Origin of the sequence: Streptomyces sp. NPDC051207 (assembly GCF_040682395.1) — a bacterium.
Taxonomy (GTDB): domain Bacteria; phylum Actinomycetota; class Actinomycetes; order Streptomycetales; family Streptomycetaceae; genus Streptomyces.
The window spans coordinates 13,192-26,603 of the sequence record NZ_JBFBAX010000024.1 but is presented as its reverse complement, the minus strand read 5'-3'; the positions used below and the strand labels follow the sequence as shown (position 1 = coordinate 26,603).

At 70.2% G+C, this 13,412-nt stretch carries 17 protein-coding genes, 1 tRNA gene and 1 pseudogene; 6 read left to right on the top strand and 13 right to left on the bottom strand.

The window, feature by feature from the left end:
• Window positions 1–89: 89 nt before the first annotated feature.
• Window positions 90–725 carry a uracil phosphoribosyltransferase gene (gene upp, locus AB0M97_RS22435; RefSeq protein ID WP_365962720.1) on the bottom strand — a complete coding sequence of 212 codons (636 nt, stop codon included), beginning with the start codon at window positions 723–725 and terminating at the stop codon, window positions 90–92.
• A 171-nt stretch (window positions 726–896) separates the two neighbouring features.
• On the opposite strand from upp, the gene AB0M97_RS22430 reads away from it, so the two are divergent.
• The 6 genes from AB0M97_RS22430 to AB0M97_RS22405 all read left to right on the top strand — a co-directional run bounded on the left by AB0M97_RS22430 (window position 897) and on the right by AB0M97_RS22405 (window position 3,596).
• A complete protein-coding gene (locus AB0M97_RS22430) occupies window positions 897–1,070 on the top strand; it encodes a hypothetical protein (RefSeq protein WP_365962719.1) in 174 nt (57 codons plus the stop codon).
• Between the two features lie 532 nt (window positions 1,071–1,602).
• On the top strand, window positions 1,603–2,142 hold the full coding sequence (locus AB0M97_RS22425; protein ID WP_365962775.1) for a hypothetical protein: 540 nt from the start codon (window positions 1,603–1,605) through the stop codon (window positions 2,140–2,142).
• Window positions 2,143–2,201: 59 nt separating this feature from the next.
• The gene (gene tadA / locus AB0M97_RS22420) at window positions 2,202–2,633 is read left to right on the top strand and encodes a tRNA adenosine(34) deaminase TadA (RefSeq protein WP_365962718.1); all 432 of its coding nucleotides are present in this window, start codon (window positions 2,202–2,204) and stop codon (window positions 2,631–2,633) included.
• A gap of 72 nt (window positions 2,634–2,705) precedes the next feature.
• Window positions 2,706–2,790, top strand: a tRNA-Ser gene (locus tag AB0M97_RS22415).
• 196 nt (window positions 2,791–2,986) lie between these two features.
• Entirely contained in the window at window positions 2,987–3,301 is a 315-nt protein-coding gene (locus tag AB0M97_RS22410) for a hypothetical protein (RefSeq protein ID WP_365962717.1), read from the top strand.
• Complete coding sequence (locus AB0M97_RS22405; RefSeq protein WP_365962716.1) at window positions 3,294–3,596, top strand: hypothetical protein; 303 nt, start codon at window positions 3,294–3,296, stop codon at window positions 3,594–3,596. The genes AB0M97_RS22410 and AB0M97_RS22405 overlap by 8 nt, the downstream gene beginning before the upstream one ends.
• A gap of 34 nt (window positions 3,597–3,630) precedes the next feature.
• On the opposite strand, the gene AB0M97_RS22400 is transcribed toward AB0M97_RS22405, so the two are convergent.
• The 12 genes and pseudogenes from AB0M97_RS22400 to AB0M97_RS22345 all read right to left on the bottom strand — a co-directional run bounded on the left by AB0M97_RS22400 (window position 3,631) and on the right by AB0M97_RS22345 (window position 13,411).
• Window positions 3,631–4,884: a site-specific integrase gene (locus AB0M97_RS22400; RefSeq protein WP_365962714.1), complete on the bottom strand. Its 1,254-nt coding sequence runs from the start codon at window positions 4,882–4,884 to the stop codon at window positions 3,631–3,633.
• Window positions 4,885–4,894: 10 nt separating this feature from the next.
• Entirely contained in the window at window positions 4,895–5,143 is a 249-nt protein-coding gene (locus AB0M97_RS22395; protein WP_365962713.1) for an excisionase family DNA-binding protein, read from the bottom strand.
• A gap of 244 nt (window positions 5,144–5,387) precedes the next feature.
• Window positions 5,388–6,536, bottom strand: a complete 1,149-nt coding sequence (locus AB0M97_RS22390) for a DUF3631 domain-containing protein (RefSeq protein WP_365962712.1) — start codon at window positions 6,534–6,536, stop codon at window positions 5,388–5,390.
• 331 nt (window positions 6,537–6,867) lie between these two features.
• On the bottom strand, window positions 6,868–7,803 hold the full coding sequence (locus tag AB0M97_RS22385) for a bifunctional DNA primase/polymerase (RefSeq protein WP_365962710.1): 936 nt from the start codon (window positions 7,801–7,803) through the stop codon (window positions 6,868–6,870).
• A gap of 90 nt (window positions 7,804–7,893) precedes the next feature.
• Complete coding sequence (locus tag AB0M97_RS22380) at window positions 7,894–8,052, bottom strand: hypothetical protein (protein WP_365962780.1); 159 nt, start codon at window positions 8,050–8,052, stop codon at window positions 7,894–7,896.
• A 564-nt stretch (window positions 8,053–8,616) separates the two neighbouring features.
• Window positions 8,617–9,048, bottom strand: a pseudogene (locus tag AB0M97_RS22375) (DNA cytosine methyltransferase); the annotation flags it as partial.
• A gap of 90 nt (window positions 9,049–9,138) precedes the next feature.
• Window positions 9,139–9,585 (bottom strand): single-stranded DNA-binding protein, encoded by a 447-nt coding sequence (gene ssb, locus AB0M97_RS22370; RefSeq protein ID WP_365962709.1) that lies wholly within the window; start codon window positions 9,583–9,585, stop codon window positions 9,139–9,141.
• 4 nt (window positions 9,586–9,589) lie between these two features.
• Window positions 9,590–9,760: a hypothetical protein gene (locus AB0M97_RS22365; protein ID WP_365962707.1), complete on the bottom strand. Its 171-nt coding sequence runs from the start codon at window positions 9,758–9,760 to the stop codon at window positions 9,590–9,592.
• A gap of 19 nt (window positions 9,761–9,779) precedes the next feature.
• A complete protein-coding gene (locus AB0M97_RS22360) occupies window positions 9,780–10,241 on the bottom strand; it encodes a hypothetical protein (protein ID WP_365962706.1) in 462 nt (153 codons plus the stop codon).
• Between the two features lie 175 nt (window positions 10,242–10,416).
• Window positions 10,417–12,561: a hypothetical protein gene (locus AB0M97_RS22355; protein ID WP_365962705.1), complete on the bottom strand. Its 2,145-nt coding sequence runs from the start codon at window positions 12,559–12,561 to the stop codon at window positions 10,417–10,419.
• Entirely contained in the window at window positions 12,561–13,139 is a 579-nt protein-coding gene (locus AB0M97_RS22350) for a hypothetical protein (RefSeq protein WP_365962704.1), read from the bottom strand. The genes AB0M97_RS22355 and AB0M97_RS22350 overlap by 1 nt, the downstream gene beginning before the upstream one ends.
• Complete coding sequence (locus AB0M97_RS22345; protein WP_365962703.1) at window positions 13,136–13,411, bottom strand: hypothetical protein; 276 nt, start codon at window positions 13,409–13,411, stop codon at window positions 13,136–13,138. Before AB0M97_RS22345 ends, AB0M97_RS22350 begins: the two co-directional genes overlap by 4 nt.
• Window position 13,412: the final 1 nt, after the last annotated feature.

The following is a 13,412-nucleotide window of genomic DNA, read 5'->3' as shown; positions in this document are numbered from 1 at the left end:
ACCACTCGGCCAGGCGGCCGGCCGATCAGGCAGCCGGCCGGTCACTCAGCCAGTCGGTCACACGACCCATCGGCTGCTCGGCCACCCCGCTACTCGGCCGACCCATACATCCGGTCCCCCGCGTCACCCAGCCCCGGCACGATGTAGCCGTGCTCGTTCAGCCGCTCGTCCACGGACGCCGTCACGACCGTCACCGGCGTGCCCGCCAGGTCGCGCTCCATGACCTCGACACCCTCGGGGGCGGCCAGCAGCACCACGGCGGTCACGTCGTCGGCGCCGCGCCTGATGAGTTCCTGGATCGCCGCGACCAGCGTGCCGCCGGTCGCCAGCATCGGGTCCAGGACGTACACCTGACGCCCCGAGAGGTCCTCCGGCATACGCGTGGCGTACGTGGAGGCCTGCAGCGTCTCCTCGTTGCGGATCATGCCGAGGAAGCCCACCTCGGCGGTCGGCAGCAGCCGGACCATGCCGTCCAGCATGCCGAGCCCGGCCCGCAGGATCGGCACCACCAGCGGGCGCGGGTGGGACAGCTTGACGCCGGTGGTCTCGGCGACCGGTGTCTTGATGTCGACCGCTTCGGTGCGCACGTCCCGGGTGGCCTCGTAGGCCAGCAGGGTGACCAGTTCGTCGGCGAGCCGGCGGAAGGTCGCGGAATCGGTGCGCTGGTCGCGCAGCGTGGTGAGCTTGTGGGCGACCAGGGGGTGGTCGACGACGTGGAGACGCATGTCCCCAACAGTAACCGCGCCCACCGACTGCTACGCGCTGGCGTCAAACCGCCCGTCCGGGGGAAAGTGGAAGGGACGGACGAGGGTGGTGTGCCGATGCCTGACCTGCCTGACCGCGGAGCCGATCACAATCCGCGAACAGCCGAACGGAACGCACCGACGGGCGGTCCGATGCCGTCGCTCGGGCGGACCGGCCCCGAGACGGACGCCGAGCGCCGACGGCGCCGGGCCCGTTTCCTGCGCGAGCTCGCCGAGGCGCGCGAGCTGCGCGAACGCGTGCAGCCCCGCCGGGCCAAGGCGGCCAGGCTCCGGCACGCGATGCGCATGCGGACGTTCCGCTGGTAGATCCGGCGACGACATCGTTCCCCACGGGCCCTGAGCTGTCCGGAACCAGTGACGAACGGGCCCGCAGCGGGCCACGACAGGCGATGAACGGGCCCGCAGCGGGCCACAACGGATGACAGATGACAAACGGGTCCGCAAGGGGCCGCGACAGGTGACGAACAGGCCCGAGCCGGGCCACAACAGGTGACGAACAGGCCCGGAGCAGATCCGGCACAGGTGAGGAACACACGCGGGCAGATCACGGGAAGACCACATGCCGCGCCGACGTTCCGGTGAGTGGTCGCGCGTGACCGGGGCACCGGCCGCGTACGATCCGCAGGTGGCGGCAACTTGCGTGCCGGCGAAGGCAGGACGGATCGCGATCGGTGACCCGCGATCAAAACTGCCGGACACAGGGAGCCGAAGACGTCCCCTGGGCGCCATGTTTCTGCCACGATTCCGAGTGGGTGGGGCTCGGAGGAGCACGCCCCGCCCGCAACCTCCGCCGGGGGGACCCCCAACCGGCACGCCTATGACCAGTGGGAGAGTCACGGTGTACTTCGCCGCACTGCTCGCGCGCACCGAAGACGGGTGGGAAGCGAGCGACACAGAGCTCGACGATGTGGAAACCCTGTCGGATCTGGCCGACCTGGCCCGGGAAGCCTCTCCCGACGAGGACACGGTGCTCGTGCTGATCGAGCAGGAGGGCGGGTGGTTCGGTGTCGTCCGTGTGGACGGCGAGGAGGACCCCCGGATCTACGTGTCGGACGCCGCCGCCGCTGCCCGCAGCAGCTACGGCGAGATCCTGCTCACCGACGAACTGCTCGGCCGGGAGCCCGGTGAGGACGCCCCCGACCTGGACGCCCTGGACCTCGACGGCACGGAGGACGGTGAACCGGACGACGACGAGGCGGACGACCCCGCCGCCGGCGCCGGTTCCGCCGAGGGCATGCCGCACGGCCCCGTCGGCGACGCGCAGGTCCTGGAGGACCTGGGTGTCACCGAGAAGGAGCTGCGCTCGCTGACCGAGGACGCGCTCACCGAGATCGCCGAGGCACTGGGCGCCTCGGAGGTGCTGGAGACCGTCCGCTGACCGAGAACGACATCACGGCACAGCTCCCGGACCCAGTCCGGGACCGCTGGCGGGCCGCGATGCGGCTCGCCCTGGAGGAGGCCCGGCAGGCCGGCCGGGGCGGCGACGTCCCCGTCGGCGCCGTCGTGCTGGCCGCGGACGGCACGACCGTCCTCGCCGCCGGGCACAACGAACGCGAGGCGACCGGCGATCCGACAGCACACGCCGAGGTCCTCGCGGTGCGGCGCGCCGCCGCCGAGGTGGGGCAGTGGCGGCTCGCCGGCTGCACGCTGGTCGTCACCCTCGAGCCCTGCACGATGTGCGCGGGCGCGCTGGTGCAGTCCCGCGTGGACCGCGTCGTCTACGGCGCCCGCGACGAGAAGGCGGGCGCGGCGGGCTCCCTGTGGGACGTCGTACGGGACCGCCGGCTCAACCACCGCCCCGAGGTGATCGAGGGCGTGCTCGCCGGGGAGTGCGCCCGGCTCCTGACCGACTTCTTCCGCGCCCGCTGACCCTCCCGTGCGCCCCGGGAATCCCCGAATCTGATTTCAAAGCACGGCCCACCTTGGGGTAGGGTCTCCCTCGGTAGCGTGTCCGAGCGGCCGAAGGAGCTCGCCTCGAAAGCGAGTGTGGCGCAAGTCACCGAGGGTTCAAATCCCTCCGCTACCGCAGGTAGACGAAGGGTCCGGCTCATCGAGCCGGACCCTTCGCGCGTTTCCGTCTCAGTTTCCGTCTCAGTTGCTGTGTGGCTCTACATCATCAGACACTCCAGATAGCCAAAACGGGCGCATGCCAAGCGGTGAGCGAGGACAATCTCAGTCGGTGATCGCTACGCAGGGGGCGGGATGCCTGAGGGGGACGAATCATGGATCCGGAAGTGATCGGCCTAATTGCTTCAACAGCGGGAACACTCGTCGCCGTCACGGCGACTGAAGCCTTCCGAGGCATCCTTGGATCGATCCTCCGACGCCCGCGAAAGACATCTATGATCGTCGAGGTCGACGGTGAACGTGTTGAGTTGAGCGGCGCCACGGCTGCTGAAGCACGCGCAGCCCTTGAGGCGCTACTTGCCGAAAGAGCCGCGGGAAGCGCGGGAGCACTCGAAACCAGCTCCAAGAATCAGCCTGGCGGACTCACACACCGCGCCCAGACCGTCACAGGGGGCGAGGACAGTGAGTGAAAGCCTCGCGGGCGCCACGTCGGACATGACCACTAACCCCACACCAACAGGAGAACAGGGCACACCGGTGGAAGCCGTCGCACCGGCGGTTACTACCGTGACTCCCCACTTCAAGTTGGTCTTCATCTGTGTGGCAGTCATAACGGTGCTCACGCTCACGGCCAGCCTGTACATCGGGATCTTCGTCGAGAAGCCGACAGAGGCTGCCAAGTCGGCGATGGATACCTGTTCCACCCTCGCCAACTTGGGCTTCGGCGCCATGGTTGGCCTCTTGGGTGGCAAGGCCGTCAACTAGAGGGGCAGGGCCTGGAAGCCCTACCCCTCGGTACTCAGCGGACGGGCGCAAGCGCCCCGGCCTCCCCGTCGTCCGGCTTCCAGATCAGCCCGTCCACCTGACGCGCGATGTCCCGGCGAACCGTGTCGACCATGTGCTGATACCGCGCCGCCATGGCCGTCGTCGACCACCCCATGAGGCCCATGACGGCTCGCTCGGACACGCCGAGGATCAGCAGCACCGTGGCGGCCGTGTGCCGCGCGTCGTGCAGACGGCCGTCTCGCACCTTCGCGGAGTTCAGCAGCTCCTTCCAGTCGTCGTAGTCCGTTCGGGGGGAAGTTCCGCGCCCTGTCTCCGTGGCGAAGAGCCAGCCCTCATCCGTCCACTTCTCCCCGGCCGCCGCGCGCTCGGCCTGCTGCTGACGCTCATGTGCGCGCAGCATGTCCACAAGCTGTGGAGGGAGCCCGACGGCGCGTCGGCCCGCGCGGGACTTCGTGTCGGCGGTCTCCGGGTTCGTCCGCTGACGCTGCGGGCAGTACCCGGCTTTGCGTCCGCAGGTGTCACCGCACCCGTGCGCGTAGCGCGGGCGCCGACGGCTCCGGCGGACCAGCAGTACACCGTTGTCCAGGTCGACATCCGACCACTTCAGTCCCAGTGCCTCGCCCTGTCGGAGCCCGAGGGCAAGCGCCACGGCCCACCGCGCGGAGTTCCGCCGGCGGGCGGCGGCACGCAGCAGGCGCTGCACCTCTTCCACGGTGTACGGCTCAATCTCCTCTTCGCTCACGCGCGGCGCCTTGGCGAGCAGTACGGGATTCTGGGCGAGGTGGCCGCGCCGTACCGCCTCGTTGAGCGCGGTCCGGAAGGTGCGGTGCGCCTGGTGGGCGGTCGCGGGCCTGCTGCCGTTCGCCTGCATCTTGGCGTAGAAGGTCTCGATGTGCTCCGGCTTCAGCCTGTCGAGCCGGTGAGCGCCGAGACCGGGGATCAGGTGCTTTCGTACGGCGACGCCGTAGCCGACCATGGTGTTCTCGTTCACGGCGAGGGGCGCGATGTTGTCGATCCAGTGCGTCAGCCACGCCTTGACCGTCCAGGGCTTGCCCGGCTTGCGCACCGTACCGGCGTCGCGCATCCGCTCCAGCTCCTTCACGGCCTCGACGACTTCCGCCTTGGTCTTCCGCTCGACGTGCCGTCGATCCGGCTTGCCGTCGTCGCGTACGCCGACGGTGACGCGGCCGTGCCACTTGCCGTCCTTGCCCAGGTAGATGGACGAACGGCCGTTCGGCTGTCGAGTGCGCTTCTTCTTGTCTTCCACGGATGTCCTCTCAGGCGGCGTCGGCCATGGGAGCGGCGGCGAGGGTGGCGCGGTTGGCCGCGCGGAGTCGGGCGACGTAGTCGTTCACGGCGTCGGCGGGGACGCGACGGAGTCGACCGACGGGGACGGACTCCAGTTCTCCGGAGCCGATGAGCCGGTAGCACAGGGTGCGACCGATGCGGAGCCGACGGGCGGCCTCTTCGACGGTCAGCAGTGCGAGGGTCGGGTCGATGGAGTCGGCGAGGTGGGCCGTGTCCATACGGGTGACGCTCCTTCGTCTCGCGACGGTGGGGGCAAACCCCCTTGCCCGGAAGTCCGCTACATGCGCCACGGTTGCTACGTCGCAGGTCAGAGCCTGTTTCCGGCGTAGCGGCAGGGCGGGATGTAGCGGAAACAGCCGCTACGCGCTCGGGCGCTGTAACGGCTGCGGGGTGTCCGTAGCGGGGGCGTAGCGGGTTACGTGGGTAACAGCCGCTACGCCGTTTCCGCTGGTCAGACAGTGATCAGTCGGTGTCGGTGGCGGGTGTAGCGGACTCCTTCGGCGCAGGGCAGTAGCGCTTCCACGCGTCGTACAGGTCCGCGGCGTAGTAGCCCTTGACGACTCCGGCTCCGGTGCGGATGTTGCGGGCCTTGATCGGAGTGTTGTCGGCGGTGACGTACTCCCCGAGTCGCTTGGCGAGTTGCCGGGAGTCGAGCGGCTTGCCGCCCATGTCGGCCCAGGGCGCTTCGTCCATGGCGTTGAGCGTGGCGAGGATCTGCGCGGTGGGCATCCGGTCGGCGCCGTTGAACACCACGTCGCGCAGGTCGGTCAGCAGCCGGATGCCCAGGGACGCCTTGTCCCCGGCCGTGGCCGCGGCGACCAGTTCGACGCACGCTTCGCGGGCGCGCTGCGGCCAGTCCCCGCCGGCGGCGTCGGCGATGGCGAGCAGGGGTTCCCAGACGTCCGCGGGACGGTCAGAGACTCCGTCGGGCATCTCGGGGAAGGCGTCCTGCACCTGGTTGCGGATGGTGTCCGCCCATGCGGCGAGCCGGTCACGCAGGGCGCGGCCCTCGGGTTCGTGGAGGCGGCTGCGGAAGGATTCCACGGTCTCGTTGGGGGCCCGGCGGCGCATGCGGATGATGATCGAGCGAGTCAGGATCGTGTCCGGCAGCCAGCCGAGACCGGCGACGGCGACCGCCGCGTACGAGGGGAACGCCTGCACGCTCTGATTGCCGCCGTCCCCGACGCACCGGTACGAGACACCGGTTCGGCGGTGGCCAGCGTTGAGCAGGCCGCGCAGCTCCTCGTTGTCCTTGGCCTTGGGGCCGAAGACGGTGTCGATCTCGTCGAACAGGATCGTGGGGCGCCCGGACTCCATCCCGGAGACCGCACGGAACAGCGCGGCGGGGGACGCGTTGACGGCCACCATCGGCTGCGGGACCAGGGTTCCGCAGATCTCCAGCGCGCGCGTCTTGCCCGACCCCGGCTCCGGGGACAGGAACGCCAGGCGAGGAGTGGACTCGAACGCGTCCAGCAGGTGTGCGTGCGCGTCCCACAGGGCGACGGCGACGTACGCGGCTTCGGTGGGGAAGACGTTGAAACGGCGGTGGAACGCTTCGACCTCATCGAGCAGCGCGGCGCCGTCGATGGCGGGCGGGTTGGTGCTGGTCATGCGGCGTTCCTCCCTTCCTGTGAGGTGGTGCTGTGGGGGCAGTGGCAGACGCGTACACGGCTGGTCAGCTCAATGACGGCCGTGCGGCCACGGGCGCGTTCGTGGTGGCCACAGGAGCACAGCCAGTCGGCAACCGGCGGGCTCGTGAAACGGACCTGGAGACCCGGGCAAATGCCGGTGATGACGACCGTGTCGGTGCCGTCGGGGGGAAGGGCTGAAAGGACGGCCTTGCGGCCGTCGCCCTTCGTGCCGCGGCTGCCATCGGGGTCGGCGGCAGACAGGCGCGGACGGCCCTGTGCGGGTGACTTGGGCTTTTCAGTGCCGCGGGGCCTCATGCCGCGTCCCTGGGTCGGGCGGTGCGGATCGACCAGTCCAGGGCGCTTCGGATGGTGGCCCGGCACTCGCCCGGGGACAGTCCGGCCGCCTCACCCGCCGCCTGAAAAGCCTCCTCCACCACGTCCCGGGCGATCTCGCCCCATGCGACGAACCGGCCCAGAGCGCGGGCTCCCTCCAACAGCCGGTTGTTCCGGCCGCCCTCACCAGCGCCCCGGACGGCGGCGGTCTCGCGTTCCAGGGCGACCGTGGCTCGACGGGTGCCTTCCCCGGGGATGATGAGGGGAGCGACCGTCACCGGAGCGGCGACAGGCCGCTGAAGCTCCAGCAGCAGCCACGTGGGGAGCTCCGCCACGGGGCCGCGGTTGACGGCCTCATAGGCGCCCTGGGGGGTGATGCTGCCCGCGGCTACGACGTTGCCGCCCCATGCGCGGGTGTCGACGTAGGGGGCGAGGGTGCGGGCGCTGTTGTGCAGCTCGATGCCGGGCGGCACCTCGAAGTACAGATGCATGCCGCCGCTGGGCGTCCGCACCGTGTAGGTCGTCGGCCACGACTGTCCGGCGCGCTCGCAGAGCGCCGAAAAGGACGCCGCGCCGTCAGGCGCGTCCGAACTGCTCTTGTGCTCTTCCGGCTTGGGCACGTCCAGGTCGACGACCAGCAGGCGGGAAGGGCCCGGCGCGATACCGACGTTGAACGGGCCCGTCGTCCATGCGGCACGGATGCGGTCCGGGTCGGTGGTGGCGCGCTGTTCCCACTTCACGTGGCCGTCGACGCAGACGCCGGCGCGGGGGCAGGCGTCCTTGCCGTGCAGGGCGGGCGCCTTGCCGGCGGGCCTGAGCGGGTGGACGTGCCATCCGCGTCCGGCCGCGTTCAGCGCGGCGTCCAGCAGACGCGCACGGGCATCTGCTCGCCAGTGCTCGGGAGGTTGGGTCATGCTGGGTGTTCTCCAGTTCTGTTGAAAGTGACTGGAAGGCCGGGGCGGTCGCGGATCTTTGGCGAGATGGAGCGACCGCCCCGGGCGTTGTTAGGCGGCGTCGGCGAGACGACGGCCGGGGGATTCCTGCGTCAGCAGCCGCAGGGCATGGATGGCCTGGAAGGGGACGACACCGTTTCCCAGGGCCTTGAGCTGCGCGGAGCGGGACAGGCCGGGGACTGCGGTGACGTGCCCATGGGGCAGGCCCATGAGCCATTCGACGAAGGGCGGGTTCAGCCGTCCCAGAGCGTCAGTTGGCCGGGGAGCGGGGCGCCCGAGGGCGCTTTCCCAGCGCGCGACGGCCGGGCCGTACTCGCCGAAGTCGATGTCGGATTCGGCAGCAGCATCGTCGCGTCCGTCAGGGTCCTGCCGTACCCGCTGGCGTAGGGCGTCCCGTCCGGCCGATGGTTCCGTGTTCCGTTCGAGTCCGCGACGGTCGGCGTGGGCAGCAGCTCCCCCACCTCCGCCGCCAGGCTCTTGCCGTGCTTGCCCGCTTCCTGCGAGGGACTGCGTTTGGTCTGCCGGTTCTCGTTCGCCGACGCACGCGGGGTGGGCAGCAGGGAGACGACGTGCCGCAGGTTCATCCCGCCCTGGGCTGCGTGTCCGGGCCCGGTGTTCTCCGAGGTCGACGGGGTCGGCAGCAGTGAGGTGACGGCGGTGGGAAGCTGCCCCCTCTGCCCACCGCCGCGCCAGTCCCGGGCCGCCGGTGTCGGCAGGCCACGCGAGGAAGAACAGCCGGTTTCGCTGGTGAGCGGCGCCGACATCGGACGCGCGTACACAGCGCCACTCCGCATCGAACCCGAGCGCGGCAAGGTCTCCAAGCACGGTGTCGAATCCGAGGGAAAGGTGACCTGCGACGTTTTCAAAGACCGCGAGACGGGGTCGTAAAACGCCAAGGGCACGGGCAATGTCGGGCCAGATGTGCCGGTCATCCTGAGTTCCCTTCCTCTTGCCGGCGGAGCTGAAGGGCTGGCAGGGATAGCCGCCGGTGACGATGTCGACCGGGGCAACGGCCGTCCAGTTGACGGCCGTCAAGTCCCCAAGGTTGGGCACGTCGGGGTGGTGATGGGCGAGGATGCGGGCCGCGCCGGGGTCGTTGTCAGCGACCCAGGTGAGCGATCCGCCGAAGACGTGCTGTACGGCTATGTCCAGGCCGCCGTAACCGGTGCACAACGATCCGATGCGCAACGGTGAAGGAGGGGGCATGCTGAGTCCTCTCCGGTCCTGTTGGTAGTGACTGGGAGGCCGGGGCGGTCGCGGATCTTTGGCGAGATGGAGCGACCGCCCCGGGCGTTGCTAGAACGGCGGTTCGTTGCCCGGCTCGGGGCGGTTGTCCCCGGTGTTCCACGGGTCGCCGGACGGGGCGGCGCCGCTGGTGCGCTTGCCGTTGATCTGGACGGTGGTGAAGCGCAGGGAGGCGCCGATCTCGTCGACCTCGACGGCGAGCATCGAGCGGTTCTCACCCTCCGGGGTCTGCCAGTCGTGCTGACGGATCCGGCCGGACAGCACCACCCGCGAGCCCTTGCCCAGCGACTCGGCGACGTGTTCGGCGAGGGTGCGCCAGGCGGCGCAGCGGAAGAACGTGGACGTGCCGTCCTTCCACTGGTTCGACTCGCGGTCGAACATGCGCGGGGTAGAGGCGACGGTGAACTTGGCCAGTGCCTGGCCAGAGGCGGTGAACTTCAGTTCCGGGTCGGCGGTCAGGTTGCCGATGATCGTGATCGGGGTCTCTCCGAACGACATGTGATCACTCGCTTTCGGATGTGGTGGGCCGGTGGTCGGCGGTGAAGTAGAGGCGGGTGCGCTTGCCGTCACGGGTCGGGTACTGACGTGCCGGGCCGGTGTCGAACGCGTTGGCCAGGGCCCGGCTCACGCGGTCGGCGTCGTCCGGCTCGCAGATGACGCGGATCTCGAACACGGCGCTCCTCTCGGTACGGTCAGCCGTGGAAGTGGCTGCGCTTGATGACGGCCTTGCGGATGTTCACCGTCGTGTGGCCCCGGGCCTCGGCGACGGCGCGGGCGGGGGTGCGGCAGGCGAGGGCGATCAGGGCGATCCAGAGCAGGGCGCCGGAGCCGAGTCCGGCGAGGGTGCTGAGGATCTGGCCGACGCCGTAGCCGACGCCGGCGGCGAGGGCGCCGCCCCCGACTCCGGCGCCCACGAAGCGCTGCGCGACGGGGTCGAGCAGGGGCAGCGGGGTCAGGTCGCGCGGCTCCGGGACGGGCACGGGCGGCGGGGCGAGGTGCTTGGGCATGGGAACCATGCGGCCGTAGGCGTCCGGGACCCAGACGACCGGGACGCGTTCGCCGTACAGCTCCACCGGCACCTGCGATGGGGCCTGGAGGGGCTGTATCGAGGTGTCCGAGGTGTGCTCTCGGTAGGGCTCAAGAAGGTAGGTCACGGCCGGTTCTCCGATCACGGATCGTGACTGTCAGAGGGCAGGTCCTGACAGTCAGAAATGGGTGTCAGGTGTGATGTCAGGCCGGAAATCCCTGACTTCTCTATAGGCCGGGCCGCGCCCTGACTGTCAGAGTCAGAGCGCGGCCCTGACAGTCAGGGCGTCACGGTGAGTAGTGCTAGGCGGCGACGGCGACCGGGCGGACGATGGTGTACTCGCCCTGTCCGTCGCGCTGGAGGACGCCCATTTCGGTGAGCTTCTTCAGCTCACCCTGAAGCCACGGGCGGGAGCGGCCGGCGGCCACCGTGGCGGGGATCAGGTCGCCCGGCTCGAAGGTGAGCCGGTCCTGTGCCGCCCATGCGTCGATCTGGCCGTAGAGGATGGCTCGGGCCTCTTCGGTGGACGGGCGCTCCGTCTGCTCGAAGGTGAGGTCCGTGTCCGGGTCGGCGTCGGGTACGTCGTCCTCCAGACGGAGGCGAGCGTACGGGGCGTCCGGCTCCGGGTCCGCCGGGATCTGCGACATCACGTCGTCGTAGGCGTCCTGCAACTCCATGGCGGCGGCCTCCTCGATGGCCGGGTCGACGGCGTCCATGTCGTCGTCCTCCCTGTCGTCCAACTCCGGTGCCGGGTTGGGGACGGCGTGCAGCAGGGCGGGCGCCGTCGCCGTGTCGGGGGCGTTGGTGCGGTTGGTGCCGTGGTGCGTACGCCGCTCGTACGCGAGACCGGCGGCCCGCGCGGACACGTCGTCCAGCGGGTCACGGACCGCGGCGGCGGCCAGCACCATTTCCCGGATCTGTTCCTTGACCGTCTTGGTCAGGGAGCCGCGCACTTCGGTCGTCCACCGCTTGGCCGGGATGCCCATGCCGGTGGCGTAGGCGTAGCCGGGCCGGTCCGCGCCCCAGTCCGGAATGGCGCCGGACTCCGTGACGCGGTCGGGCAGGCAGAACCCGGCGTCGGCGGCTTCGTCGACACCGAAGCAGGCGGCGGCCTGGAGGTTGGCGCGCACGTCGGTGGACACGTTCTTCCACGACGCGCGCTGAAGGCTGATGACCAGCCAGATACCGACCGAGCGGGCAGCACGGGCGATCTTGTCGAGGACATCGAAGTCGGCGACATCGGCGGCCTCTTCGATCCAGACCACCATGGCGTTGAGCTTCGATTCCGGCGTCCACTGGTCCAACCCCTCGTTGGCCAGCTCCGTGCCGCGCGCGGCGATCACGTCCGGCAGGCAGCGCAGCAGGGCTTTCGCCTCCCGCTGCCCGCCACGGTTCTTGTCGACGAACCAGTCCAGTCCCTCGGCCATGTGCCCGACCGTCTGTTCACCCTTGGACAGGTCGATCAGCCAGATCGACAGCTTGCGCCGGGTCATCAGATGGGCGAGCACGGTGCGCGCGAACTCCGACTTACCGGAGCCGGTGACGCCCATGACCAGCAGATGCTGGAGGATCTCGGCAAGGAACGGGTTGATCCACCACACCTCGCCGTCGGCGTACAGACCGACCGGAATCGGCTCCGTCGGCAGCAGGCCCAGTTCCTGCGGCGGACGGAACGGGACGCCGTCCTTGAGCAGGTCGGCCACGCGGGCGGAGAACGTGCCGCGGGCGGCGTTGTCCGGGTTGCGGTCGACGGTGACTGCGGACGGCGGGACGTGCAGGGCCGCCGCGAGTTTCGGGGCGGCCGTCTGTACGTCCTCCATGGTCTTGCCAGGCGGGACGACCACTTCAGCGGTGACCATGCCCTTGCCATTGCCCTTGGCGTTCTTGACCTGCACCTTTTCCATGCCGATGGCTTCGGCGAGCTTGCCCAGGCCGGTGGACTCGGTCTCCTCGGTCTCGTCGTGGGCGTTGCGCATGATCTGGCGCACGTTCCACGACGCGGCGAACAGCCCGCCCCCGAGCAGCCACAGGTCCGTCATCGGGTGACCGAACGGCCCGGCGGACACCGAGCAGGTCAGCCAGCCCATGCCCGCGGCGACGCTCGCGGTGGCCTGAGCGCGGCGGTAGCGGCGGAACTTGTTGGTGCCGCCGGAGACGGCCCAGGTCACGGCAGACAGCAGGACACCACCGGCGCCCATGCCGGCGGACGCGAGACCGGCGGACAGGGCGGAGTCGCCCCACATCTCATGGACGCCCCATCCGGCGGCCGGCGGGAGGACGGCGGCGCCGATCCACGGCGGCAGGTACGGCGCCGCTTTCGCGGCGAGGTGGTTGCCGATGGTGGACAGCACGCCTCCCCGGCCGGTGGGCAGGGTGGCCAGCGCGTAACCGTTCTGGCCGTCCCATCCGCGCACGGCGGGGGTGTTGTCGCGGTCGCGGCGGGCCATCAGTCCTCCCCGATGGTGAACGTCGGGCGGGCCGTCTTGCCGTTGCGCTTCTGCTTGGCCTCCTGCTCCGGCTTGACGAAGTGCCGGTCGAAGGCGTGCGCCATCTTCAGCGCGCCGACCCCGAGCGCCTTGGCGGCTTCCGCAGACACCTTCAGGTGTGCGGAGACCAGCCGGGCCTTGATCCGGGACTGTGTGCCGAAGGTGTACCACTTGCCCTTGTACTGGGAGAGCACGCCGTTCAGCTCCTCGGCGCGCATGCCGAGGATCAGGTACAGCTCACGGCCCAGGTGGTTGACGGCCTTGGCCAGGGCCAGGATGTCCTTGTCGGAGCGGAACTCGATCCGCTCGATCGCGTAGATCAGCCGGTCGCCCTGGTGCCGGTCGGCCGCCCCGCCCCCGCCAGGGGCCTGACCGCCGTTCGGGGCCTGGCCGTTGCCGTTATTGGCGCCGAAGTTGACGTTGAAGGTGCGTTCCTTGTGCGTGTGCCGGGTCCGGCCGCCGGAGGTGGTGCCGCCGTGGCCGTTGGCCGTGCCCCACGGGGCTTGTCCGGCCGGGGCACCGTTGGGGGGAGTGCTCACGAGTCGTCCTCCTCGAAGACGGTGATGGACCCGAGCAGGGGCGAAGTCGCGATGTGGTCGACGGACCATCCGTCGTCCACCGCGTCGGCCGCCTGCTCGATGAGCCGGTGGGAAGCCGCAAACCGTGCCGTGACGGCCGCGGCGTACAGGTCGGTGGGCCGCCATCGGGACTGACCCGAGACGGCGTGAACGAGGGCGCCCAACCGGCGGGCCGCCCGTGAGCCGAGAGCCCACGAGCGGTCCAGCAGGGCGGCGCGGCGCGCGCCGAACACA